The 23,322-nt window shown below is 62.4% G+C and carries 20 protein-coding genes and 1 pseudogene; 13 read left to right on the top strand and 8 right to left on the bottom strand.

Going from position 1 to position 23,322, the window contains the following annotated elements; translation table 11 throughout:
* Positions 1–40: 40 nt before the first annotated feature.
* From U0029_RS08995 to U0029_RS08970, 6 genes are all read left to right on the top strand, one after another.
* Positions 41–1,459 (top strand): efflux transporter outer membrane subunit, encoded by a 1,419-nt coding sequence (locus U0029_RS08995; RefSeq protein WP_012417482.1) that lies wholly within the window; start codon positions 41–43, stop codon positions 1,457–1,459.
* Complete coding sequence (locus tag U0029_RS08990; protein WP_012417483.1) at positions 1,456–2,520, top strand: HlyD family secretion protein; 1,065 nt, start codon at positions 1,456–1,458, stop codon at positions 2,518–2,520. The genes U0029_RS08995 and U0029_RS08990 overlap by 4 nt, the downstream gene beginning before the upstream one ends.
* Positions 2,520–5,240: a ribosome-associated ATPase/putative transporter RbbA gene (rbbA, locus tag U0029_RS08985; RefSeq protein ID WP_114852506.1), complete on the top strand. Its 2,721-nt coding sequence runs from the start codon at positions 2,520–2,522 to the stop codon at positions 5,238–5,240. The genes U0029_RS08990 and rbbA overlap by 1 nt, the downstream gene beginning before the upstream one ends.
* A 3-nt stretch (positions 5,241–5,243) precedes the next feature.
* Complete coding sequence (locus U0029_RS08980; protein WP_114852505.1) at positions 5,244–6,371, top strand: ABC transporter permease; 1,128 nt, start codon at positions 5,244–5,246, stop codon at positions 6,369–6,371.
* A gap of 37 nt (positions 6,372–6,408) precedes the next feature.
* On the top strand, positions 6,409–6,858 hold the full coding sequence (locus U0029_RS08975; RefSeq protein ID WP_114852504.1) for a hypothetical protein: 450 nt from the start codon (positions 6,409–6,411) through the stop codon (positions 6,856–6,858).
* A gap of 236 nt (positions 6,859–7,094) precedes the next feature.
* The gene (locus U0029_RS08970; RefSeq protein ID WP_012417487.1) at positions 7,095–7,502 is read left to right on the top strand and encodes a DoxX family protein; all 408 of its coding nucleotides are present in this window, start codon (positions 7,095–7,097) and stop codon (positions 7,500–7,502) included.
* A gap of 70 nt (positions 7,503–7,572) precedes the next feature.
* On the opposite strand, the gene U0029_RS08965 is transcribed toward U0029_RS08970, so the two are convergent.
* A complete protein-coding gene (locus U0029_RS08965) occupies positions 7,573–8,238 on the bottom strand; it encodes an ankyrin repeat domain-containing protein (protein WP_114852545.1) in 666 nt (221 codons plus the stop codon).
* 167 nt (positions 8,239–8,405) lie between these two features.
* Here U0029_RS08965 and U0029_RS08960 point away from each other — a divergent pair, with 167 nt between their 5' ends.
* Positions 8,406–8,897: a GlcG/HbpS family heme-binding protein gene (locus tag U0029_RS08960; RefSeq protein WP_012417489.1), complete on the top strand. Its 492-nt coding sequence runs from the start codon at positions 8,406–8,408 to the stop codon at positions 8,895–8,897.
* Here U0029_RS08960 and U0029_RS08955 read toward each other — a convergent pair.
* Together U0029_RS08955 and U0029_RS08950 are read right to left on the bottom strand one after the other, a co-directional pair.
* Positions 8,860–9,654, bottom strand: a pseudogene (locus tag U0029_RS08955) (amidohydrolase family protein). The gene U0029_RS08960 and the pseudogene U0029_RS08955 sit on opposite strands and share 38 nt — an antisense overlap.
* The gene (locus U0029_RS08950) at positions 9,591–10,097 is read right to left on the bottom strand and encodes an amidohydrolase family protein (protein WP_236824227.1); all 507 of its coding nucleotides are present in this window, start codon (positions 10,095–10,097) and stop codon (positions 9,591–9,593) included. Before U0029_RS08950 ends, U0029_RS08955 begins: the two are co-directional and overlap by 64 nt.
* A 196-nt stretch (positions 10,098–10,293) precedes the next feature.
* On the opposite strand from U0029_RS08950, the gene U0029_RS08945 reads away from it, so the two are divergent.
* The 5 genes from U0029_RS08945 (at position 10,294) to U0029_RS08925 (ending at position 16,813) form a co-directional block, all read left to right on the top strand.
* Entirely contained in the window at positions 10,294–11,949 is a 1,656-nt protein-coding gene (locus U0029_RS08945; protein ID WP_114852503.1) for an MFS transporter, read from the top strand.
* A gap of 64 nt (positions 11,950–12,013) precedes the next feature.
* The gene (locus U0029_RS08940; RefSeq protein WP_114852502.1) at positions 12,014–13,042 is read left to right on the top strand and encodes a carbon-nitrogen hydrolase family protein; all 1,029 of its coding nucleotides are present in this window, start codon (positions 12,014–12,016) and stop codon (positions 13,040–13,042) included.
* Positions 13,039–13,794, top strand: a complete 756-nt coding sequence (locus U0029_RS08935; protein ID WP_114852501.1) for a maleate cis-trans isomerase family protein — start codon at positions 13,039–13,041, stop codon at positions 13,792–13,794. Before U0029_RS08940 ends, U0029_RS08935 begins: the two co-directional genes overlap by 4 nt.
* Positions 13,795–13,890: 96 nt before the next feature.
* A complete protein-coding gene (locus U0029_RS08930) occupies positions 13,891–14,736 on the top strand; it encodes an IclR family transcriptional regulator (protein ID WP_114852500.1) in 846 nt (281 codons plus the stop codon).
* A 697-nt stretch (positions 14,737–15,433) separates the two neighbouring features.
* Positions 15,434–16,813 carry a flavin-containing monooxygenase gene (locus U0029_RS08925; protein ID WP_114852499.1) on the top strand — a complete coding sequence of 460 codons (1,380 nt, stop codon included), beginning with the start codon at positions 15,434–15,436 and terminating at the stop codon, positions 16,811–16,813.
* A 97-nt stretch (positions 16,814–16,910) separates the two neighbouring features.
* On the opposite strand, the gene U0029_RS08920 is transcribed toward U0029_RS08925, so the two are convergent.
* Together U0029_RS08920 and U0029_RS08915 are read right to left on the bottom strand one after the other, a co-directional pair.
* Positions 16,911–18,338: an amidase gene (locus U0029_RS08920; RefSeq protein ID WP_114852498.1), complete on the bottom strand. Its 1,428-nt coding sequence runs from the start codon at positions 18,336–18,338 to the stop codon at positions 16,911–16,913.
* Positions 18,339–18,437: 99 nt separating this feature from the next.
* A complete protein-coding gene (locus U0029_RS08915; protein ID WP_012417493.1) occupies positions 18,438–19,742 on the bottom strand; it encodes an MFS transporter in 1,305 nt (434 codons plus the stop codon).
* Positions 19,743–19,822: 80 nt separating this feature from the next.
* On the opposite strand from U0029_RS08915, the gene U0029_RS08910 reads away from it, so the two are divergent.
* Positions 19,823–20,812 carry an Lrp/AsnC family transcriptional regulator gene (locus U0029_RS08910; RefSeq protein WP_114852497.1) on the top strand — a complete coding sequence of 330 codons (990 nt, stop codon included), beginning with the start codon at positions 19,823–19,825 and terminating at the stop codon, positions 20,810–20,812.
* A gap of 25 nt (positions 20,813–20,837) precedes the next feature.
* Here U0029_RS08910 and U0029_RS08905 read toward each other — a convergent pair whose 3' ends face one another.
* The 3 genes from U0029_RS08905 to arsC all read right to left on the bottom strand — a co-directional run bounded on the left by U0029_RS08905 (position 20,838) and on the right by arsC (position 23,303).
* On the bottom strand, positions 20,838–21,944 hold the full coding sequence (locus U0029_RS08905; protein ID WP_114852496.1) for a GTPase: 1,107 nt from the start codon (positions 21,942–21,944) through the stop codon (positions 20,838–20,840).
* Positions 21,945–22,429: 485 nt separating this feature from the next.
* The gene (locus tag U0029_RS08900) at positions 22,430–22,861 is read right to left on the bottom strand and encodes a YgiW/YdeI family stress tolerance OB fold protein (RefSeq protein ID WP_012417497.1); all 432 of its coding nucleotides are present in this window, start codon (positions 22,859–22,861) and stop codon (positions 22,430–22,432) included.
* A gap of 85 nt (positions 22,862–22,946) precedes the next feature.
* Positions 22,947–23,303 carry an arsenate reductase (glutaredoxin) gene (gene arsC, locus U0029_RS08895; protein ID WP_114852495.1) on the bottom strand — a complete coding sequence of 119 codons (357 nt, stop codon included), beginning with the start codon at positions 23,301–23,303 and terminating at the stop codon, positions 22,947–22,949.
* Positions 23,304–23,322 lie beyond the last annotated feature (19 nt).

The following is a 23,322-nucleotide window of genomic DNA, read 5'->3' as shown; positions in this document are numbered from 1 at the left end:
GGGCAGCACGGCATGCAACGTTGTTTTGGAGAAGTCACGCATGCTCTCCCGTTTGTTCGGCTTTGCGCTGGCGGCCGGCCTGCTTTCGGGTTGCCTCTCATTGGCTCCGAAGTATGAGCGTGGGCCTTTGCCGGTTCCAGCCAGCTTTGCGCACAGCACCGCAGACAGTACGCCGGTAGCCGCCCTGGCCTGGCCATCTTTTTATACTGACCCGCAACTACGCAGCCTGATCGAGCGATCGCTCGCGAACAACCGCGACCTGCGCCTGGCGGTGCTGCGGGTGGCCGAGGCACGCGCGGCGTTTGGTATTCAACGCGCCGACCAATTCCCTACCTTAGGCCTGACGGCCGAAGGGGGCCGCCAGCGCACGCCGGCCGATCTCAGCATTACGGGTCAGCCGATGGTGGCGTCGCAGTACCAGGTGGGGGTAGGTCTGGCCTCATGGGAGCTGGATTTCTGGGGCCGCGTGCGCGATCTGAAAGACGCGGCGCTAGAGAACTATCTGGCCACAGACGCAGCCCGACAAGCGGCTACGCTTTCTCTTATCAGCCAGGTGGCCGATGCCTATCTGAGCCTGCGTGCGCTGGATGAACGCCTAGCGCTGACCCGCGCCACCATCGCCAGCCGGGCGGCTTCTCTGCACATTTTCCAGCGCCGCTTCGAAGTCGGGGCGACATCCAAGCTCGATCTCACCCAGGTTGAGACGCTATGGCAACAAGCCACGGTCCTTGGCGCCGAGCTGGAACAGACGCGCGCCGCCCAGGCGCAGGTCTTGCAGCAACTGGTCGGCGAGCCCCTGGACCTGCCCCAGGCGCGCGGCGGGCTGAATGAGGTCACACTCATGCATGAACTCCCGCCCGGCTTGCCTTCGGACCTGCTTAGCAACCGGCCAGACATCGTCGCGGCGGAGCATACGCTCAAAGCGGGTAACGCCAATATCGGCGCAGCACGCGCCGCGTTTTTCCCCCGCATCACGCTGACCGGCCTGTTTGGCACAGCCAGCAATGAGTTGGACGGCCTGTTCGGAGGCGGCAGCCGAGCCTGGCAGTTTGTTCCCAACCTCAATCTGCCGATTTTCGATGCGGGACGCCGCGAGGCCAATCTCGACTTGGCCCGCGCGCGTCAGCAACAAGCCCTCGCGCAATACGAAAAAACCATACAGACCGCCTTTCGCGAGGTGGCCGACGCCCTGTCCGCCCGCCATTGGCTGACCGAGCAGGTCGATGTGCTGGCCGCGACAGTGCAAGCGCAGGCCGAACGCAAACGTCTGGCACAGCTACGTTACGACCACGGCGCTTCCCCCTTTCTTGAGGTCCTGGATGCCGAGCGGGCCTTGCTGGAAGCCCAACAACAATGGGTGCGCACCCGCCGCGCCCTGCTCGCCAGCCAGGTCGCGCTTTATGCCGCGCTGGGCGGCGGCGCTCAAGCCCTGAATGCTCCCGGAGAGACGTCCCGATGAAATCCCGCCGTAAATACTTGCCCGTCGCCATTCTTGCCCTTGTCGTCTTGGGCGGCTATTATGGCTGGATGGCCTTGCAAGCGCGCGGCCCCGGCGAGGGTTTCGCGGGAGGTAATGGCCGTATCGAGGCCACCGAAATCGACGTAGCCACCAAACTGCCCGGACGAGTCGAGGATGTTTTGGTCAATGAAGGCGATTTCGTTACGGCGGGTCAGCCCTTGGCGCGGATGCAGATCGACACGCTCAACGCGCAACGCGAAGAAGCGCGAGCCCAGCATCAACGCGCCGTCAACGCCGAGGCCAGCGCCCGTGCGCAAATCGCGCTGCGCGAAAGCGACAAGGCGGCCGCTCAGGCCGTGGTCGCACAGCGTGAGAGCGAGCTGGACGCTGCCCGGCGCCGCCTGGCCCGCTCGCAGACCCTATCCAAAGAGGGCGCCGCCTCCCTGCAAGAGCTGGATGATGACCGGGCGCGCATGAAAAGCAGCGAGGCGGCTGTCGTGGCGGCCCGAGCCCAGGTGGCGTCGGCGCAGGCCGCCATTGAAGCCGCCAAGGCCGAAGCGATCGGCGCTGCATCCGCGGTGACGGCGGCTGAGGCCACCGTGGCCCGGATTCAAGCAGACATCGCTGACAGCGAGCTGCGCGCGCCACGAGACGGCCGGGTGCAGTACCGCGTCGCCCAACCCGGCGAGGTGCTGGGTGCGGGAGGCAAGGTGCTGAATATGGTTGACCTGTCGGACGTCTACATGACCTTTTTCCTTCCCGAACAGGCCGCCGGGCAGGTCGGACTGGGCAGCGAGGTGCACATCGTGTTGGACGCCGCGCCGCAATACGTCATCCCTGCGACGATCAGCTATGTGGCCAGCACCGCGCAGTTCACGCCCAAAACCGTAGAGACCGCCAGCGAACGCCAGAAGCTGATGTTCCGCGTCAAGGCCCAGATCAGCCCCGAACTGTTGCAACGCCACCTGACCCAGGTGAAAACGGGGCTGCCCGGCATGGCCTGGGTGAAGCTGGATAAGGGCGCCGAGTGGCCTGCCGAACTGGAAGTGCGGGTGCCTTGATGAGCGCCCCGGTTGTACGCCTGGAACATGTCAGCCTGCACTACGGCAAGACCGTCGCGCTGGAAGACTTGACCCAGGATGTGCCGGCCGGCCTCATGGTCGGTCTGATCGGTCCCGATGGGGTGGGCAAATCCAGTCTGCTGTCACTGGTGTCGGGCGCGCGCGCGGTGCAGCAAGGCCGGGTCATGGTGCTGGGCGGCGATATGGCCGACGCAGGGCACCGCGAACGGGTCTGTCCGCGCATTGCCTATATGCCGCAGGGCCTGGGCAAAAATCTCTATCCCACGCTGTCCGTAGAAGAAAACCTGCAGTTTTTCGGCCGCCTCTTCGGTCATGACGCCTCCGAGCGCCGGCGCCGCATCGATGCCCTGACACGCGCCACCGGCATGGCCGCTTTCCTGGACAGACCGGCCGGCAAGCTGTCTGGCGGGATGAAGCAAAAGCTCGGGCTTTGTTGTGCGCTCATCCATGATCCGGACCTTTTGGTTCTGGACGAACCTACCACGGGCGTCGACCCGCTGGCGCGCGCCCAATTCTGGGATCTCATCTCCGAGATTCGGCAGGAACGGCCCGGGATGAGCGTTATCGTCGCCACAGCCTATATGGACGAGGCGCAGCGCTTTGACTGGCTGATTGCGATGGACGCAGGGCGCATTCTCGCCACCGGGACGCCAGCCGATCTGCTTGCCGCCAGCCAGCGTCAAACGCTGGAAGAGGCCTTTATTGCGCTCTTGCCGGACGAAAAAAAACGCGGTCACCAAGCCGTGAAGATCCGTCCGCTTGCGCTGGATGCGGATGCTGAAACCGCGATCGAGGCCCGCGACCTCACCATGCGGTTTGGCGACTTCGTGGCGGTGGACCACGTCAACTTCCGCATCCGGCGAGGCGAAATTTTCGGCTTTCTGGGTTCAAACGGCTGCGGCAAGTCAACCACCATGAAGATGTTGACCGGCCTGCTGCCAGCCAGCGAAGGCCAGGCCTGGTTATTTGGTCACGAGGTCGATCCGCGAGATATCGACACGCGCCGCCGCGTTGGCTACATGTCGCAGGCGTTCTCGCTTTATGGCGAACTTACGGTGCGCCAGAACCTGGTGCTGCACGCGAGGCTGTTCCATGTCCCTGAGGCCGACATCGATCAGCGTGTGGCCGACATGGCGGCGCGTTTCGATCTGGCCGACGTGCTGGACGTGCTGCCCGAGAATCTCCCGCTGGGCGTGCGTCAGCGCCTGTCACTGGCGGTGGCGATGGTGCACAAACCGGAGTTGCTGATTCTCGATGAGCCCACATCGGGGGTGGACCCGGTAGCGCGCGATAACTTCTGGCGCCTGCTGATCGCGCTGGCGCGCGACGATAAGGTCACGATTTTCATCTCTACCCACTTCATGAACGAGGCCCAGCGCTGCGATCGCATCTCGCTCATGCACGCAGGGCGCGTGCTGGTCAGCGACACGCCCGATGCCATCACGCGCCAGCGCGACGCCGCCACGCTGGAAGAGGCTTTTATCGCCTATCTGGTCGAGGCCGGCGCAGGCACGACACCCGAGCAAGAGCAGGCCACGCCCGATGCCGCGCCGCCTATGCCCGCCCATACCCGCGGCTTTCAGCTCGGCCGGGCGATCAGCTATATGTGGCGCGAATCCCTGGAACTGCGGCGTGACCCGGTACGCGCCACGCTGGCCCTGGTGGGTTCGCTGTTGCTGATGTTCGTCATGGGTTATGGCATCAGCATGGATGTCGAAGACCTGCGCTATGCCGTGCTGGACCGCGACCAGACCAGCCTGAGTCAGAACTACGCCCTTAACCTGTCAGGCTCGCGCTACTTTATCGAGCGCCCTCCCCTGACAGACTATGACGACCTGGACCAGCGCATGCGATCCGGCGAACTATCGCTGGCCATCGAGATCCCGCCGGGCTTCGCCCGAGATACGCAACGCGGCGCCAAGACGCAGATCGGCGTCTGGATCGACGGCGCCATGCCTCAGCGCGCCGAGACGGTGCGCGGCTATGTGCAGGGCATGCACATGGGCTGGTTGTTGAGCAAGGCGCGCGAGCAGGGCAATGGGGCGGCGGGTATGCCCGTCGATATCGAAACCCGATTCCGCTACAACCCCGATGTGCGCAGCCTGCCCGCCATGGTTCCCGCCATCATTCCGCTCTTGTTGTTGATGATGCCCGCCATGCTGACCGCACTGGCGGTCGTGCGGGAGAAAGAGCTGGGCTCCATCATCAATCTGTATGTCACGCCTGTCACCCGACTGGAATTCCTGCTCGGCAAACAGGCGCCTTACGTGGTGCTGGCCATGCTGAATTTTCTGCTCATGGTGCTGCTGGCGGTTACGGTATTCAATGTGCCGGTCACGGGCAACCTGGCCACCCTGCTGCTGGCTGCGCTGATCTATAGCGTGATTTCAACCGCCATCGGGCTGTTGGCCTCGACCTTCACGCGCAGCCAGATTGCCGCCTTGTTTTTCACCATGATAGGCACGATGGTGCCCGCCGTGCAGTTCGCCGGCCTGATCAATCCCGTGCCTTCGCTGGAAGGCGCTGGTCGGCTGATCGGGGAAATCTATCCGGCTACCCATATGCTGACCATCACGCGCGGCGTGTTCAGCAAGGCCTTGAGCCTGCCTGATCTGTACAGCGCCTTCTTGCCCCTGCTCATCGCTGTGCCCATCATTCTGGGCGCGTCGGTATTGCTGCTTAAAAAGCAGGAGAGCTGATCCATGCGCCGTCATCTGGCCAACATCTATCGTCTGGGCATCAAGGAACTGTGGAGCCTGGCGCGGGACCCCATGATGCTGATCCTGATCGTGGTGGCTTTCACCGTCATGATTTATACCGCAGCCACCGCCGTGCCCGAATCGCTGCATCATGCCACCATCGCCGTCGTCGACGAGGATGCCTCGCCGCTGTCGCAACGCATCGTCTCGGCCTTTTACCCGCCGCACTTCACCCGGCCGGCCATCGTGACGCCGGCCGAGGTCGATCGCGGCATGGATCGAGGCTTATACACTTTCGCGCTGAACATCCCGCCCAACTTTCAGCGTGACGTGCTGGCCGGCAGACCGGCCGCCATCCAGTTGAACGTGGATGCGACCCGTATGAGTCAAGCCTTTACCGGCAGCGGTTACATCCAGCAGATTATCAACGACGAGATCGAGACCTTTATCAAGCGTTACCGCCAGATTGCCGCCCCGCCCGTAGATCTGGCCGTGCGCATGCGTTTCAATCCCAACCTGACGCAATCCTGGTTCGGGGCCATGATGGAAATCATCAACAACGTCACCATGCTGTCTATCATCCTGACCGGCGCGGCACTGATCCGGGAGCGCGAGCATGGGACCATTGAGCACCTGCTGGTGATGCCCGTCACCCCGACGGAGATCATGCTCGCCAAGGTGTGGTCGATGGGGCTGGTCGTTTTGATCGCCGCCGGCCTTTCGCTCGGTCTCATCGTGCGAGCGGCGCTGCATATTCCCATCGAAGGTTCGATCGCCCTGTTCCTGACCGGCGTGGCGCTGCATTTGTTTGCTACCACCTCAATGGGGATTTTTATGGCCACGCTTGCGCGCAGCATGCCGCAGTTCGGCATGTTGCTCGTGCTGGTGCTGCTGCCGCTGCAAATGCTCTCCGGCGGCATGACGCCGCGCGAAAGCATGCCGCAGTTCGTGCAGGACATCATGCTGGCCGCGCCCACCACCCACTTCGTGGAATTGGGCCAGGCCATTCTGTACCGGGGCGCCGGCCTGAGCGTGGTGTGGCAGCCCTTTCTGGCCCTGTTCATCATCGGCAGTCTACTGTTCGCGTTTTCGCTACGGCGGTTTCGCAAAACCCTCAGCCAACTCGCCTGAGGACAGGCCCCTCTGTTTCACCCCGCAAGGAAGGTTCATGAAGCAAACACCCCGCACGCCATCGCCTGCCTCGATCGTCGAGGCCAACCTCGCCTGCTGTCAACGCCTGGCGGCTGTGGCCCAGGAAAGTCAGGCGCGCTGGACTGAGCTCGGTCAGCGCGCCTGGGCCGCTCATATTGAACGCTGTCCATCCATGTTTGCAGCGCTTACGCAAACGCGTAGCTGGCCTGATTTTGCCCCTGCGCTGGGCGCGTTGGCACGGGATTATTGGCAGGAAGGCCTGAACGCCGCCGAGGCGCTCACGCACACCGTCCTGCAAGACCAGGCCAGGTTGGCAGCAGGCTGGTCCGCAGCCTTGAATGCCTGGCTGCACGATGCCGCCCATGTCTGCCGGGGCAACACGCAAGCCAGCAAAATCTGGAGCGCGATGGCTGAGCAGATGCGCGCTGCGACCCGGTCTTTGCAGCTGGCCCCAGTGGGGCGCTGAGGGCGGTTTCCAAACGCCGCCGCGCCGGCCAAGGCAGTGATAGCGCGCAAGCCATGGAACCCGGGCGCCGTGTCGCGCCCTAGAGGCCTAGGCTGGCTGCGCGGGGCCGGCTCATTCCCAACACATGCTGACAGTTCCGGCCGTGCTTGTGTCTGACGAATGGAGTTTGTAATATGGCCCGCGCCAGCCCGCCCGGGCACTGGCTTTTCTGACTGACCTTTTCTCGCGAGACTTTTATGATCAGATCCGACGACACCGGCAAGCTCGTTTTGCGCCTCGCGCTGGGCATCATGATTCTGCTGCACGGCCTAGCCAAGTTGAGCACGGGAGTCGGCCCCATTGTAGAAATGATCAGTTCGCGTGGCTTGCCCGGCTTTCTGGCCTACGGCGTGTATGTGGGGGAAATCATTGCCCCCCTGCTGCTCATCCTCGGCCTCTACACCCGGGTGGGCGCTTTCATCATCTTCGTCAACATGGTCGTTGCCCTGATGCTGGTGCATTCCGGCCAGTTCGGCAGCATCAACCCGAAAACCGGCGGCTGGTCGCTGGAGCTGCAAGGTATGTTCCTGTTTAGCGCGCTGGCCCTGTTCTTTACTGGCGCAGGCCGCTTCAGCCTGGGCGGAGCCGGCGGACGCTGGAACTAATTGCCGCTGCGGGGCAGGCTCGCCTGGCCCAGACGCGCAAACCACGCCGCTGTCCTGGGCCAGCCCGGCTTCAGCGGCGTGCCTGCTGCAACAACTGCGCCATGCCGTCATAACCACGTTGCCGCGCATGCGCCAACGGCGTGACACCCTCGCCGTCAGCGAGCTCGGGATCAGCCCCCGCATCGAGCAGCAAACCGACGATTTGCGTATGACGCGACCCGCCATCTCCCAGCATGATGGCCTCCAGCAAGGCGGTCCAGCCCAAACGGTTGACGTGATCGACCGCCACCCCGGCCTCAAGAAGCAGGCGCACGGTCTCCACATGCCCCCGTTCTGCCGCGGGGATGAGGGCCGTGCCGCCATAGCGATTCGTGCTGTTGAGGACGGCGCCATGCGCCAAGGTCATGCGCAGGATAGCGTTCAGACCTCGCGCGCCAGCATAGAGATAGGGGCTGTCCTGGATGCCGTCTTTCGCATTGACGTCTGCGCCAGCGTCGATCAGGATGCGCGCGGCTTCCACCTGGTTATGGTGGGCCGCAAGCAGCAAGGGCGTGGCGCCCGTGGCGTCGCGCGCTTCGATGTCTGCGCCGTCATCCAGCGCTGCGCGCAAGGCCGGCAGATCGCCTTGCTCGGCAGCCCGCAGCAAGATGGCATCGCCATCGCTTGCCGCCACCGGCGCGGCGAAAGACGCCGATAGCGCCAGCGCACCGGCAACAAGTGCTTTCCACCCTGTCATCTCCACCTCCGCCCCGTTCTCGAATACGCAATCGTACAAGAGCGAATTGCCTGGCACCCAGAGAGTGTGTTATAAGCCGAGATAGCCGCCCGGCATCTGCCTAGGGACGGTCTGCGGGTCAAGCTAGCGATGCTGCACCCGGCAGATAATTTTTTCAGGAGACCTCCATGACGCTTATCCGCCCCGCCCTGTTTGCCCTGATGGCCACCGCCTTGTCGCCGATGGCCAGCGCCCAAGTACTGCAAGAAAAAAACTTGCCGCTGACAATCGCTGCCGACATCGCGCAGCAGGCCGTGCAGATCTGCCTGGCCGAAGGCTACAACGTTACGGCCGCCGTGGTTGACCGCTCCGGCACGCTGCGCGCCCTGATGCGCGCCGACAATGCCGCACCGCATACGGTCAATGCCGCACAGCGCAAGGCCTACACCTCCGCATCGACACGCAACCTGACCTCCACCGTGGCCGACAACATCCAGAAAAACCCTGCCGCCAGCCAGTTGGCCGCGGTTGAGGGCTTTCTGGTTCTGGCGGGCGGCGCGCCCATCAAGGCCGGCAATGAGGTCATCGGTGCGGTCGGCGTAGGCGGCGCTCCGGGAGGCCAGCTCGATGAGGCCTGCGCCCTCAAGGCGATTGAAAAAGTTCAGGCCAAACTGAAGTAAAACCCGCCGGCCCGTTGCGGGCCATAAGGGTGTTATGTCTGTGGCCCGTCAAACTTGACGCGCCACAGACGCCCATGGCGCACCACCGTGCGCGCCGCAGGCGCCGTCGCCAGGCCGCAGTGCCATTGGGCGCAGGCAGCACCACGAAATTCGCCACATTGCCCGGCCGCAGGCCATAGCCTTGCAGGCCCAGCACCTGGGCACCGTCCTCCGTCGCCATTTCCAGCGCCACGCGTAGCGCTTCATCGGTATAAAAGCCGCTGCGATAGGCGACCAGCATGGCTCGCTGCAACATATCGCCATTGCCGAAGGGCCACCAGGCATCCTGGATATTGTCGTTGCCGGAAAAAATCCGGACGCCCGCTTACCTCAAACGTAAAACCGGCGGAAAAGCGCGATGGCCTGGCGCATTAGTCATGATTGATACACCCGCTTCGCTTAGCAACTGCGCCAGCCGGTCCAATTCGCCGTCATCGAGATCCCCCAGGCCATAGGCATGGCTGACGGCGACACGCCCGCCCAAGCCCATTGCGCGCGTGCGCCTGGCAATACGTGTCAGTTGCGCGGCGCAGATTTCACCCGGTTTGTGCAGGTGGATGTCGATCTTTGCGCTGTGGCGATCGGCCAGGCCGAACACGACATCCAGTTGTCCATCGGCATCCCCGTCCAGCTTGCTTGGGTCTATGCCGCCGATCACTTGCGCCCCTTCACGCAGCGCCGCCTCCAGCCACTGTGCCGTACCAGGACAGGACAGCACACCTGCCTGTGGAAAGGCCACCAGCCTATGTCCATTACGCTGCGCCAGCGCTCGCAGGCACGCATTACCGCATGCAGATGTGTCAGCTCGGTCGAGGCGTCCACGTCAACATGGCTGCGCATGGCCAGGGTACCCCAACTGGCGGCTAGGCGCAGCAAGGCGTTGGCGCGCACCTCGATAGACGCTGCTGCCGCCAGTTCGCGCTTTTCGACGGCGAGACGATCACGAAATCGCTTGACTGGTTCGTGCGGATGCCATTTCTCGCCGACGAAACGCTTATCCAGATGAATGTGACCGTTCACAAAGCCGAGTAGAACCAACTGTCCCTTGAGGTCAAGCACCTCGGCCTGGGCCGTATCCGGCCGTTCGGGCCCAAAGGTCTCGATACCCGCCTCCCGCAGCACGATATGCAAGGGTTCGCCCAGCGCATCCACCCCATTCACGAAGATCTATTTGTTCATATCCCTCCCTGAGCAAGCCTCGGCCGGACCAAAGCTTGCAAGGTAAGGGGAATATGCACCAGCGACAAATTCCCCACGAATCGATCTATCCGGGCTAACCCTAGTTACTCGATCACGATTAAAAATTTGATAATGTCATGTCAGTTTGATAAAGCCAAAACTAAGCAAGGGGTTTTTAATGAGTACATTACCCGCCGCCGCACCGTCGCCCGCGGTCTTACCCGCCCTTAGCCGCAAGGAAGAGCGGCAGGTGGTCATTGCGTCCACCGTCGGCACGTTGTTCGAGTGGTATGACTTTTTCATCTACGGCGCATTGGCTGTATTCATGAGCCAGGTGCTGTTCCCGCAGGACAATCCCACGGTGTCTTTGTTGGCCGCCTTGGGCGCGTTGGCCGTAGGCTTCATCATTCGCCCCTTGGGTGCTGTGATGTTCGGCTACCTCGGTGACAAGTTGGGGCGCAAATACACTTTCCTGGTCACCGTGGTGATGATGGGCGGCGCCACCGTTTTAATCGGCTGCCTGCCGAGCTATGAAAGCGCCGGCCACCTGTCATGGATTCTGCTGCTGACCCTGCGCGTCATTCAGGGCCTGGCCGTTGGAGGAGAGTACGGCGGCGCGGTTATCTACGTGGCCGAACATTGCGAGCCCAAACGTCGCGGCCTGTTGACCGGCTGGATTCAAATCACCTCGTCGGCCGGGCTGGTGCTGTCCTTGCTGGTCATTGTGGGCACCCAGGCCAGCATGAGCGCCGAGGACTTTCGCCAGTGGGGCTGGCGTTTGCCCTTCCTGCTGTCCATCGTGATGCTGGCCATTTCCGTCTATGTGCGCGCCAAATTGCACGAATCTCCTGTATTTACCCGCATGAAGCAGCAGAATCGTCTGTCGCGTAATCCGGTCAAGGAGACATTCGGGCAATGGGCCAACCTTAAACTGGTTCTGATTGCGCTGGTCGGCGTTACCGCAGGTCAGGGAGCTACCTATTTCACTGGCCAGTTCTATGTGATGATCTTCCTGCAACAGGCAGTGCAATTGAGCCAGCAGCAAGTCAATCAATTGTTAATCATCGGTTTCCTGATCGGCGCGCCCAGCTTTGTGCTCTTTGGCTGGCTGTCCGATAAGATTGGCCGCAAATGGCTGATGATGGGTGGCCTGTTCACTGCCGCGCTGGGTTACCACCCCATGTTCAACGCGCTTCTCGAGGCCGGCAATCCTGCCCTGGCCCGCGCGATGCAAACCACGCCGGTCCTGATTCACGCGGAAACAAGCGGCGGCGCATGCGAGTTTGGTCTGCAAGCGGCGCTGGTAGGCACCCACCTGGATCACAAAAAACTCTGCGTGCAGGCCAAGAAATTCCTCGTCTCGCAAGGGATCAACTTCGAGTACGCGGTTCCCGTGCCGGGTCAGCAGATCGCCATGTCAGTGGGCGGCGCGACCGTCAATGGTTTTGATGCCGCCGCCTATCGCCAGGCGCTGACGCAGGCCGGCTATCCCAAGGGCGCGGACCCGACGGCTGTCAATCGTCTGGCCATCATCGCCATCCTGGTGTTGATGACCGCGGTGGTCGCGATGGTATACGGGCCGGTGGCCTCCTATCTGGTGGAACTGTTCCCGCCCCGCATCCGCTACACGGCGCTGTCGTTCCCCTATCACATCGGGGCCGGCATCTTCGGCGGCATCGTACCCTTTACGGCCACCTATCTGGCCCAGGCTAGCGGCAATATCTTCGGCGGCCTTATGTACCCGGTCACCGTCACCGCCGTGGTCGGCGTATTGGGGGTCATCCTGCTGCCCAACACCCGCGCCCTAGCGATCGACCACGACGCGCGCGCCTGAAGCACTCCGTCCGGGCAGGGCAAGGCCCTGCCCTTCCTCTTTCTTTCTTGAGCCTGATACTCCTATGCTAGAACTCCCCCGTTTCAAAGCGGCGGCGGTCCAGACTGCCCCGGTCTTTCTCGATACCGACGCCACCGTCGATAAAGTGCTGCGCCTGATCGCCGAAGCCGCCAGCAATGGCGCGCAACTGGTCGCTTTCCCGGAAGTATTCGTGGCCGGCTATCCCTATTGGAGCTGGATCGGCAACCCAGTGCAGGGCAGTCCCTGGTTCGAGCGCCTGGCACGCTCGGCCATCGAGCTGCCTGGCCCCGAAATCGCAAAAATCGCCGCTACTGCCGCCCGCCACCACATCAATGTCGTGGTTGGTGTCAATGAGCGCAGCCGCCACGGTATCGGCACGATCTACAACACCCTGGTCACCATCGGGGATAACGGCCGTATCCTGGGCCGCCACCGCAAGCTGGTGCCTACCTGGGCGGAAAAGCTTACCTGGACGCCTGGCGACGGCTCGGCGCTGCGCGTGCACAACACCTCGATCGGCCCGCTGGGTGCACTGGCCTGCGGAGAAAACACCAATACCCTGGCGCGCTTCGCGCTGCTGGCCCAGGGAGAACTGGTGCATGTGGCGAACTACATCGCTTTGCCTGTTGCACCGAACGACTACGACATGGCCGATGCCATCAAAGTCCGCTCCGCTGCCCATAGTTTCGAAGGCAAGTTGTTCACCATTGTGTCCTGCTCGACCATCTCAGAGGAAATTATCCGCGCGCTAGAGAGCGATTTCCCGCAGGCGCGCGAATTGTTGACACGGCGCAACAGCGCCTTCTCTGGTTTTATCGGCCCGGACGGCCGCTGCATAGGCGAGCCTCTGATCGACGACGAAGGCATCGTCTATGCCGAGATCGACTTGTCGCGCTGCATACAGCCCCGCCAGATGCATGACATCGTCGGCCATTACAACCGCTTCGACGTGTTCGATCTGCGCGTCAATCGCCGCGCCCTGTACCCAGCCCGCTTTGACGATAGCCAGGCGGCCGAAGACCTGAATATCGGCCTGCCCGCCGTCCAGTTGCCCGAGGAGCCTCAGTCATGAATGCGCGTTCCTATCGCATCGGCCAGATAGTGCCCTCGTCAAACACCACGATGGAAACCGAAATCCCAGCCATTTTGCGCGCACGCGAGGCCATCGAGCCCGAACGCTTCACCTTCCATTCCAGCCGCATGCGCATGAAGCAGGTCACCAAGGAAGAACTGGCGGCGATGGATGCGGATAGCGACCGCTGCGCGCTGGAGCTTTCCGATGCGCGTGTCGATGTGCTGGGCTATGCCTGCCTGGTGGCCATCATGAGCATGGGACGCGGCTATCACCGCGTTTCCGAGCAGCGCTTAGGACAACGCACGGCCGATAATGGCGCCGCCGCGCCCGTGGTAACCAGCGCGGGAGCCCTGGTTGACAGTCTGCATGCGCTGGGCGCCAAACGCATTTCCTTGCTCGCGCCCTATATGAAGCCGCTCACCCAACTGGTCATCGACTACATCGAGAACGAAGGCATCGAAGTCGTGGACAGCCTTTCGCTCGAGATCCCCGACAACCTGGAAGTCGGGCGTCAGGACCCGCGCGCGCCCATCGACATCACCAAGCGACTCAACACCCGTGGCGTGGATGTTGTGGTCGCCTCGGCCTGTGTGCAAATGCCTTCGCTGCCTTCGATCCAAGCCATCGAGGATCGCGTCGGTATTCCTGTCATCTCGTCATCAGTCGCCACCACGTACCAGATGCTCAAGAAGCTGCAGCTCGGCACGGCTGTCCCAGGCTTTGGCGCCCTGCTGTCGGGCCGCTATTAACGCCGTTGGCAGCCGTCGCTGTTTCGCCCGCTTTGCGGCAGGGCTGGCCGTTTGATAGTACAGTCACGGCCGGCCCGTCCAATTCCGTGAAATGCGATGTCAACGCCTGATCAAGCTGCCAAACCCGCCTACAAAGCTGCCCCGGCCGATGCTGCCAAGAAAGCAGCGCAGCGCGGCATTCAATCCGTCGAAACAGGATTCAAAATCCTCGATGTGCTGATGCGCGCCGGCTCGGCGCTGCCGCTCAGCCGCATCGCCGAGGAAAGCGCTCTGACGGTCGCCAACACGCATTACTACCTAGTCAGTTTCCAACGGGTAGGCATCGTTCAACAAGAGCCGGACACCGGTCACTATGGGCTGGGCACTTATGCGCTTAAGCTGGGCGTGGCCGCTCTGGAGCAGTTCGACGTCTATAAACTTGCCCGGCCTGCCATGATGGATATCAGCGCTCGCAGTGGACACACCGTCTTTCTGGGCGTCTGGGGCAATAAAGGCCCGACCATCGTTAATCGTGTGGAAGGCGGCAAAAGCCAGCCTCTGCTGGAGCTGCGTGTGGGCAGTGTGTTGCCCCTCTTGTCGTCGGCGCTGGGGCGCAATTTTGCCGCGCATCTGCCTGCTGCGCTCATCGCGGATCTGGTGCGCGATGAACTGGCCCTGCGCGAACCGCTGGCCGACCCGTCGCGCAACGATGTCCCCAACACTGAGGCCGAGGTAGAAGACATGCTGGCGCGCATCCGGGCGCAGGGCTTCAGCCGCTGCCGCAATACGCTACTGCCGAATTTCACCTCGCTCTCGGCGCCCGTGTTCGATCTGTCGGGCACTATCATTGCTGCGCTGACCGTCATGGGCCCCACTCATCTCATGCAGACCGAACAGCAGACCTTGGATCTGCTCAAACACCATGCTGCCGAGATTTCGCAAACCGCCGGTCTCTACGGTTGAACCCTAGGCGCGCAACGCCTGACTTGCCATCCTCGCCAAATGCGCTTATGGTGATAAGGTCTGACTCAAAACAGACTTGATCTACCGGCATTGCTCAGTTTCAGCTCAGAAGCTCTGCCATCCACCCGTATTGCAGACGACCTCGGCGCCAGCCCTGGCAGTCAGGCAAGGGAATCTATCAGAGGCCGCGCGGCTTGCGCGCTCCTCTGTCGCTTTTGTCACCGCCGGCCCGACAGCGCATGCGCCAGGGGGCTGCCTTGCAACAGGCCGCACACGGCGCGGCCCATTCCCAAACGGCCACCAGCCGTCAAGTTTGTTCTGAGCAGACGTCAACGTGGCGCTCAAGGTATTGCCCACGCATAAGAAAAGGAAAAAATCCCGTATGACAGCGAGTCATTGCATCTATAGCTTATCCGGCCCCCGCCAAGCGCAACGCAGCCGCGGACAGGGGCCGGCCCCGCACACTCCCCTCCTCACTCTCGTCACGCCCGCCTATCTGCGCCTGCTGACGCTGCTCTTCTCTGCGGCCATTCCCCCGCGCGACGTGCTTCTGGCCCAACTGCGCAAACGCCCGGTTCCTCCACCCGCGGCCTAGCGCGTCTTCCCCTGCCTTGTTGTCTCTGATTCCCGCGTTCATACGCCGGGATAGGGATCGTGTTGTCTTTTTTTCTACGAACTTCCTGTGGAGGAACTTTCTATGACGATTCGCGTAGCCATTATCGGCGCTGGCCCCAGTGGTCTGGCACAGTTGCGCGCCTTCCAAGACGCCCACGCCCAAGGCGCGGACATGCCCGAAGTCGTCTGCTATGAAAAGCAGAGCGATTGGGGAGGCATGTGGAACTACACCTGGCGCACCGGCCTGGATGAAAATGGTGAGCCGGTGCACGGCAGCATGTATCGCTACCTCTGGTCCAACGGCCCCAAGGAATGCCTGGAATTCGCCGACTACAGCTTCGACGAGCATTTCGGCCGCCCGATTTCCTCTTATCCGCCGCGCGAAGTCCTTTGGGACTATATCCAGGGCCGTGTCCAGAAGGCGGGGGTGCGCAAGTACATCCGCTTTAACACCGTCGTCAAAGCGATTACCTTCGATGAGAGCAGCCAGACCTTCACCGTGACGGCGCAGGATTACAGCAGGCAGGAAGAAACGTCGCAGGTCTTTGACTATGTCGTCGTGGCGACCGGGCATTTTTCCACGCCCAACGTCCCGGACTTCGCGGGCTTCGAGCGTTTTACCGGTCGCATTCTGCACGCCCATGACTTCCGCGATGCGGTCGAATTCCGCGATAAACAGGTGCTGATCGTGGGCAGCAGCTACTCCGCCGAAGACATCGGCTCGCAATGCTACAAGTATGGCGCCCGCTCGATCACCACGGCCTACCGCAGCCGGCCCATGGGTTACGACTGGCCCGAAGGCTGGGAGGAACGCCCGCAGTTGGAGCGCGTGAACGGCAACAAAGCCTATTTCATCGACGGATCAAGCAAAGAAGTGGACGCCATCATCCTCTGCACCGGCTACCAACATCATTTCCCCTTTCTGCCACAGGAACTGACGCTCTCGACCAACAACCGCCTTTGGCCGCTGGGCCTCTATCAGGGCGTGGTCTGGGAAGACAATCCGCGCCTGTTCTATCTCGGGATGCAGGACCTCTGGTACAGCTTCAATATGTTCGACGCCCAGGCCTGGTTCGCCCGCGACGTGATGTTGGGCCGCATTGCGTTGCCGCCGCGGCAGGCTATGCGCGCCGACAGCCAGCGCTGGCGTGACTACGAAGAAAGCCTTAGCTGCACCGCCTCCATGTACGAGTTCCAGGGGCGCTACATTAGCAACCTGATCGCCCAGACCGACTACCCGGACTTCGACATCGATGCCGTAAACACCATCTTTCTGCAGTGGAAAGAGGATAAAAAGCGCGACATCATGGGCTATCGTGACCGCTGCTACCGTTCGGTCATGACAGGAACCAAGGCCTCGCGCCACCACACCCGCTGGCTGGATGCTGTGGATGACTCACTTGACGAGTATCTGCGCGAAACCGCCCCGAGCCGGGCGCGCGCCATGGCGCAGACGCACTAAGGGCAAACCGGCCCGGCATGCCGGGCCGGTGTTCTGAGTAAGGCCGAGCGCTTAGTACGCTTACCGCGCTTGCTGCGCCGCGCTCAATGCGCGAGCCTTATAGGCCCCAGGCTGCCAGATCCGGCCGGCGCGCCGGCCCGGCCAAGACAGGTTCCAGGCTTGCCGCCCAATCCAGCAAGATCGCGTCGCCACCGGCGGGCGCCATCAATTGAACCCCGCCTGGCATGCCCTGCTCATCAAAGCCCCCGGGCAGGGAAATCGCCGCCGCGCCCAGAAAATTGGCCGGACGCAGGAGTTGGCCCAGTCCGGCATGGCGCAGGTCTTGCGGATCGAGAGCCTGCGCGGCCTGATCGCTGGCGGGCATGAGTAAGGCGCCAAACCCGTGCATCGCCTGAGAAAACGCCATCATGTCCGCCTGACGGCGGCGCAGCACGGCTTCGTATTCTGCCGGGCTGATGCGCCCGCCCGCAGCGATGCGATCACGCACAACACTCCAAAGCGGTTGCGCGGCGTCTCGCGCCAGCTCGCCGTAATAACGATAGGCCTCGTAGCCCAACACCACCGAGTTGTCTTGCGCCATGCGTGCGAAAGACAGCGACTGAGGAGGCGTCCAGGTCTCCAGGGCAATACCCGATTGAGCCAGGCGCGTCAGCGTCCGCTCCCATAGCGCGATGGTGTCCGCGTCCAGCAAGGCGGGCCAGGCCTCGGGCGCCAGCACAGCCAAAGGACCGGCAACCGGCAAAGCGGGACGCCGCAGCCCCGCCACACAAGACGGTGGCAAGGCCAGCGTGGCCTCATCGTCGATATCCGGGCCGGCCAGCGCGGTGGCCAGCGCCCGGGCATCGCTCACCGAACGCGCAATCGGACCAAGCACGTCCAGGGTATCCGAGAGCGGCAGCACACCCGCGCGGCTGATGAGACCCGACGAAGGCTTATAGCCCACTAGGCCATTCAGGGTTGCGGGCGCACGCACGGACCCCCCTGTGTCTCCGCCAAGGGCAATCGGGGCCAGGCCCGCTGCGACCGCCACGCCCGAACCGCTCGAAGAACCGCCCGGCGCGCGGGCGAGCGCCGCATCCCAGGGATTACGGGCCGTGCCCTGCGTGACGTTCTGCCCCGACAGGCCGAAGGCGAACTCAGTCATGCGGGTTTTACCCAACACCACCATGCCTTGAGCGGCCAACAGCCGCAATGCGGCTGCCGTCTGTGTGCTGATCTGCCCTGCGCGCGCCTGCGAGCCCAACGTCGCCTCGGTGCCTTCCCATTGCACGGAGTCTTTCACGGCGACCGGCACACCATGCAAAGGGCCAAGCGCGAGCCCGGCGGCCAGCAGGCGGTCTGCGGCATCTGCCTGCGCCAGGGCCCGTTCAGCGGTCACCACGGTAAAAGCCTTGAGCGCCGAGCCCCGCTCGATGCGATCCAGAAAATGCGTGGCGGCCTGACGGGCGCTCAGACGGCCTTGCCGGATCTGGCGGCCAATCTCCAGGGCGTCTTGGAAATGCAGGGCGGTATCGTGTTCAGACATGAAATTTCCTGAAAAAACCCGCTTTGCGGGTTGCCCGGAACGCCTGCAAACGGAATTCCGGGCGCTGTCCGGCCCTGGGGGCCGAAGGCCACAACTGCGTCAACGAAGCTTCTGTCCCACGGTCTCGGGCATGCGGATAAAGGTGAACAGCGTAATCACCGCGCCAGCCAGCACGTAGTAGAAGAACCAGCGTTCCATACCGTTGCTTTGCAGCCAGGTCAGCAGATAGGGCGTCGTGCCGCCCAACAAGGCCACGACCAGGTTATACGGCGTACCAATACCGACGGCGCGCACGCTGGTGGGAAACTGTTCGGACATGATGGCGGGGGCAATCGAGGTGTACATGGCGTACAGCACCAGGCCAAACAATTCCACCAAAAGGATAGAACCGAAAGACGGGCCCAGCGTGGTCATCAGCGGATAGAAAAACACCAGATAACCCGCAGCGAAGACGATAAGCTGCGGCTTACGTCCAATTCGATCCGACAAGGCGCCAAACAGGGGTTGAACCAACATGAACACGATCAGCGCGACGGTGTTGGCGGCAAATGCCACTTTGGGGTCAGCCTGCACCTGACGGATGGCGTAGGTGGGCACATAGGCCACGAATATATAGAAAGCGAAGGTCGTCAAAATGGAAAAGCCCACGATGCGCAGCACTTCCACCGGGTGCTCGCGCAACAAGGTGCGCAGCGGCTGTTTTTCCACGCCTGCCTTCTTGCTTTCCGAGAACGCCTCCGTCTCCGGAATGGCGCGGCGAATCCACAGACCTGCCAGACCACCCAGCGCGCCCAACAGGAAGGGGATGCGCCAGCCCCAGGCCGCCATGTCGGCTTTGCTCAAGGTCGAAGTGAGAAGCCAGCCTACGGCCGATGCAGCGAGAATACCGACCGCCGCGCTAAAAAACACGAAGCTAGAGTAGAACCCCCGCCGCTTGGGCGGCGCCATTTCCGCCAGGAAAGTCGTGGCCGAGGCATACTCTCCCCCGAGAGACAGGCCTTGCAACAGCCGGGCGGCCGTCAGCAACAGGGGCGCGGCCAGGCCTATCGTTGCATAGGTCGGGGTCACGGCAATAATGAGCGAGCCGCCGGCCATCATCAGAATCGTCAAACCCAGCGCCGCCTTGCGGCCGTAGCGATCCGAGAAAATGCCCAACAGCCACCCACCCACGGGCCGCATGAAAAAGCCGACGGCAAAAATGCCGAAGGTCGCCAACAAGGCGGCGGTCTCATTCCCTTCAGGAAAAAACTGGCTAGAGAAGAAAATGGCGAAAGACGCGTAAATGGTCCAGTCGAACCATTCAACGGCATTGCCTACACTGCCGGCCAGAATGGTGCGGGCGCGCGACACAGGCGCAGTGGCGGCTCCCTGCTTGGCGCGCTGGGAATGGGAGGGACTGCTCATGAAATCCTCAAATGCGGTTTATTTATCGTCAAACTAAATGCTAATTTTTAATTTTTTAGCAATCCGCGAAAGTTAATTTAATGGATATTGACACGTCAAGTAAGGGTAAGCCCTTAATGCCCCCAATAGATGACACGGATCTCGCCTGTCTGATTGCCCTACAGGCGGACCCGCGCGCCTCCTGGCGCGAGCTGGGCGCAGCCTCTGGCATCGCCGAGCGCACCGTCGCGCGGCGTATCAAGCGCCTGCTCGATACCGAAGCCTTGCGCGTCATCGCCGAAACCGATCCCCTGGCAGCCGGTCGCGGCGTGGTCCTGCATGCCTGGATGCGTTGCCGGGCCGGTTGCATACCCGATGTCGCCGAGCGGCTGGCGCGTCTCGAAAACTGCCAATTGGTCGTCACCCTCGCCGGATCGGCAGATCTGATGGCAGAACTGACACTGGCCGACGAGGCCGATATGCCTGACTTGGTGACACGCGTCCTGCCCTCCATGGCGGGCGTCGAACGGGTCGACGCGCGGTTGGTGCTGCGCGCCTTCCGGCGTGCGGGCCAATGGCGTATCCGTGCTGAAAGCTATCAGGCGCCAGACGCCATGCCCGCTGCCCCCCCCGCGGGGCTCAACGATGCGGAACAACGCATGGCCGCCTGGCTCAAGCGCGACGGACGCGCCAGCCTGGCCGAACTGGCGGAACAATGCGGAGTGAGTGAGCCGACGGCACAACGCATGCTGCAAAGCCTGGTGGAGCGGCGCGCGCTGTCTTTCCGGGTCGAGGTGGAGCCCGCACTCGTCGGTTTTCCGGTTGAAGCCGTGGTGTCAGTCCAGGTCCGCCCCCAGGCGGTCAACACGCTGGCGGATCATCTGGCCCGCGACCCCAACACCCGCTGCCTGTTCGGCACCAGCGGCGCCTCGCAACTTTTCTGGCATGTTCTGTGTCAGGACAGCGCCCAGCTCTGGGATGTCGTGACCCGCCGCCTGGGTGAGCGAGAGGGCGTGCTCAACAGTGATGTGGCGGTTGTGATGCGTGCTCACAAACGCTGCGGCATCGTCCGGGCAGACCATCCCACCTGAGCGCGGCCAGGGGGGCCAGGCAGCCTCAGAGGCCGGGCAGGCGTTGCTTCAGTGCCTGCGCGATCATTGCCAGATCGATGTCTTTGCCGGGGTGCTTCTGGCAGAAGTCATACAGCACCGCCACATAGGCATTACCCAGCAGCTTGGTAATCGTGGCGGCGGTGGTGGCGGCGATCGCGCCGCCCACCGCGCTGCCCGCGCCCGGGATGAACTTCAGCATGCCCGAAACCACCGAACGGCCGATCAGGGTTGCCGCCGATGCGCCCAAGGTGGATGTCACCAGCGTGGTGATCGCCGCCGTATCGAGCTCCATGCCGAAGGTGATACCGATCTTGGCAATCATGCCTACCTGGATAGGCACCAGTGCGAACGCATCCGAAAACGGAATAGGCGCAGCAGCGGCCGAAGCAGCCAGCCCGGCTGCGACGCTCACCTCGATGTCAGCCCGCTTTTTTTTTACTTCCAGGGCTTTTTGGTGCCGGGTGGACAGGGCATTGGCATAGGCCCGCTGCTGCCCTTCGGGAACGACAGAGGCCGTCGCTCCGATCAACTCGTCCAGTCCCATCGGTGGCAGTTCGGCGTCCAGCTCTTCGATCCATTCGGGCAAGGCGCGCACAGCCACCACTGTCCTGGCACGAGGTAAAAGACGGCGCGCCTCGGCCAGAAAAACGCTGTTTTTTCTTGCCTTGGTCAACACCACGATCACAGGTATGCCCTGATCCGCCAACATGCCGCAAAGATCCACCTCCGCGTCTTCGATACGATGGCTGCTGTCCTGAATACACAGCCAGGCGGCATGGACATGCTGGTTCGGGTCCTCTGCAGCAGCCCGCTCACGGACGAGATCCGCCAGTGCCTGGCGCGAGCCGGCGTAATCCGCCATCTCCAAGCCGCGGGTGTCGATGATGGTCAGGGGATGGCCTGGCCGGGTATAGGCCTGCGTGGACTGCGTCACCGGTTTGCCTGCGCCCGTTCGGGCCAGTTCACCGCGAAACACCGTGTTGACCAGTGTGCTCTTGCCCACGCCGGTTTTACCGGCGATCAAGAGGTTCACCCTGCCCGCCCCCTGCGTCGCCGTGCGAATGGCGTCAGCGATAGCGTCTTGCAAGGTGTCGGGGCGATAATCGGTCATAGTGTAGGAACGCGGAAAAGGCCTGTCCCGCATAATAACCCCAGGCCTTCAGTCAATTGCGTGCGCAGAACGCCTGCCGTCGGCCCGCCACGGCTCATCAAATCCAAGGGTGGACTCAGATCGACGAGTTTGTAATCAATCGACCTGACTGATGCGCTTTAATGGACAGGCTATTGGGCATTTATCCCGCCCGTATGTGGCCTAATTCCGATTAGCTTAAGAGCGATAGGACCAATAGCAGTCCCGACGGCCCGAACCGCGTCGGGGCGGCTCAGGGACGGCCAGAGCCGGCGCGCCCGACATGAAACGGGCACCGCACCACGATATGCCGACTGCGCCGGGGCTGCATCCCGATCACTCCGGCGAAAACCGCATCAATGGGGGTAAGCGGGAAAGACAGGACGGCGAACGCCCGCAGCATAGAGAGGGCCGGCCCCGTCCCGAAGGCCATGGCCCAGGCTGAAATCAATGGACGGGCCTGGCTGTTACGGAGCGGGGGCTTTGACAGCGGGTTGGGCAGCCGCCCCGTCCTGGATGATGCGCAGCGATTTCACGTCCACCTCGGATAAGCCGACAAGCTCGCGATCCAGCTCTCCCGAGACCTCAACCAAGGTCTGGGGGCCGACGGGCGTACCGCGTGGAAACAAATGGGGGTCGATTTCCACCCGGATCTGGCCGGTGCCATCGTCGAGCAGGTACTTCTCGTGATTGATCTGGCGCACCAGATGGCCGCGCAGCGTGACATGGGCATCATCCGGTGCGTTTTTCATCATCTGGCTGATGGACATATTGGGATTGACCTGGGGCCCGACATACTGCGCCGAAGCGGGCGCCAGCCATAGCAGCGCCAGCATGCCCGAGGCGAGACTGAGCCCGAGCAGCGAGGGACGAAGCAAAGATTTGCGCAAAACAGACATCACTCTCTCCTATGTGTAATAAGAGAGAGCACTCTATCCAGCGTTTTATCAGGCGATAGGCGAAAAACCGAGAATGGGACTTGCCTTACCCCAGTATGTCGTTCAAGACCTCAGCCGGACGGCAGAGGCGCACGCCCTTTTCCGTCATGACAAAGGGGCGATTGATCAAAATCGGGTTGTCGAGCATCGCATTCAGCAGATCTTCGTCCGTCAGCTGCGGATCATCCAGCTTCAACTCCTGAAAAATCGCCTCTTTGGCACGGATGGCGTCACGCACCTGCAAACCGGCTTGCTGAATCAGGCCTGCCAGCGTCTGGCGCGATGGCGGGGTTTTCAGATATTCGATCACCGTCACGTCATAGCCCGCATCCTGCAGCGCCTGCAAAGCGGTGCGCGAGGTGCCGCAACGCGGATTGTGATAAATCGTGGCGGAATGAGGCATCGGGAATCTCCAGCAACAA

The sequence above is a fragment of the Bordetella avium genome (genome assembly GCF_034424645.1).
GTDB lineage: Bacteria > Pseudomonadota > Gammaproteobacteria > Burkholderiales > Burkholderiaceae_B > Bordetella > Bordetella avium.
The sequence above is the reverse complement of the archived record's forward strand: the minus strand, read 5'-3'. Positions and strand labels throughout refer to the sequence as shown.

Bases quoted from the DNA above. Each gene is read 5' to 3' on its own strand.
- U0029_RS08945 (WP_114852503.1), top strand. From the start codon at position 10,294: ATGAGTACATTACCCGCCGCCGCACCGTCGCCCGCGGTCTTACCCGCC.
- U0029_RS08915 (WP_012417493.1), bottom strand. From the start codon at position 19,742: ATGAGCAGTCCCTCCCATTCCCAGCGCGCCAAGCAGGGAGCCGCCACT.
- U0029_RS08960 (WP_012417489.1), top strand. From the start codon at position 8,406: ATGACGCTTATCCGCCCCGCCCTGTTTGCCCTGATGGCCACCGCCTTG.
- U0029_RS08965 (WP_114852545.1), bottom strand. From the start codon at position 8,238: ATGACAGGGTGGAAAGCACTTGTTGCCGGTGCGCTGGCGCTATCGGCG.
- U0029_RS08995 (WP_012417482.1), top strand. From the start codon at position 41: ATGCTCTCCCGTTTGTTCGGCTTTGCGCTGGCGGCCGGCCTGCTTTCG.
- U0029_RS08975 (WP_114852504.1), top strand. From the start codon at position 6,409: ATGAAGCAAACACCCCGCACGCCATCGCCTGCCTCGATCGTCGAGGCC.
- U0029_RS08980 (WP_114852505.1), top strand. From the start codon at position 5,244: ATGCGCCGTCATCTGGCCAACATCTATCGTCTGGGCATCAAGGAACTG.
- U0029_RS08905 (WP_114852496.1), bottom strand. From the start codon at position 21,944: ATGACCGATTATCGCCCCGACACCTTGCAAGACGCTATCGCTGACGCC.
- U0029_RS08940 (WP_114852502.1), top strand. From the start codon at position 12,014: ATGCTAGAACTCCCCCGTTTCAAAGCGGCGGCGGTCCAGACTGCCCCG.
- U0029_RS08920 (WP_114852498.1), bottom strand. From the start codon at position 18,338: ATGTCTGAACACGATACCGCCCTGCATTTCCAAGACGCCCTGGAGATT.
- rbbA (WP_114852506.1), top strand. From the start codon at position 2,520: ATGAGCGCCCCGGTTGTACGCCTGGAACATGTCAGCCTGCACTACGGC.
- U0029_RS08900 (WP_012417497.1), bottom strand. From the start codon at position 22,861: ATGTCTGTTTTGCGCAAATCTTTGCTTCGTCCCTCGCTGCTCGGGCTC.
- U0029_RS08925 (WP_114852499.1), top strand. From the start codon at position 15,434: ATGACGATTCGCGTAGCCATTATCGGCGCTGGCCCCAGTGGTCTGGCA.
- U0029_RS08935 (WP_114852501.1), top strand. From the start codon at position 13,039: ATGAATGCGCGTTCCTATCGCATCGGCCAGATAGTGCCCTCGTCAAAC.
- arsC (WP_114852495.1), bottom strand. From the start codon at position 23,303: ATGCCTCATTCCGCCACGATTTATCACAATCCGCGTTGCGGCACCTCG.
- U0029_RS08990 (WP_012417483.1), top strand. From the start codon at position 1,456: ATGAAATCCCGCCGTAAATACTTGCCCGTCGCCATTCTTGCCCTTGTC.
- U0029_RS08910 (WP_114852497.1), top strand. From the start codon at position 19,823: ATGGATATTGACACGTCAAGTAAGGGTAAGCCCTTAATGCCCCCAATA.
- U0029_RS08930 (WP_114852500.1), top strand. From the start codon at position 13,891: ATGTCAACGCCTGATCAAGCTGCCAAACCCGCCTACAAAGCTGCCCCG.
- U0029_RS08970 (WP_012417487.1), top strand. From the start codon at position 7,095: ATGATCAGATCCGACGACACCGGCAAGCTCGTTTTGCGCCTCGCGCTG.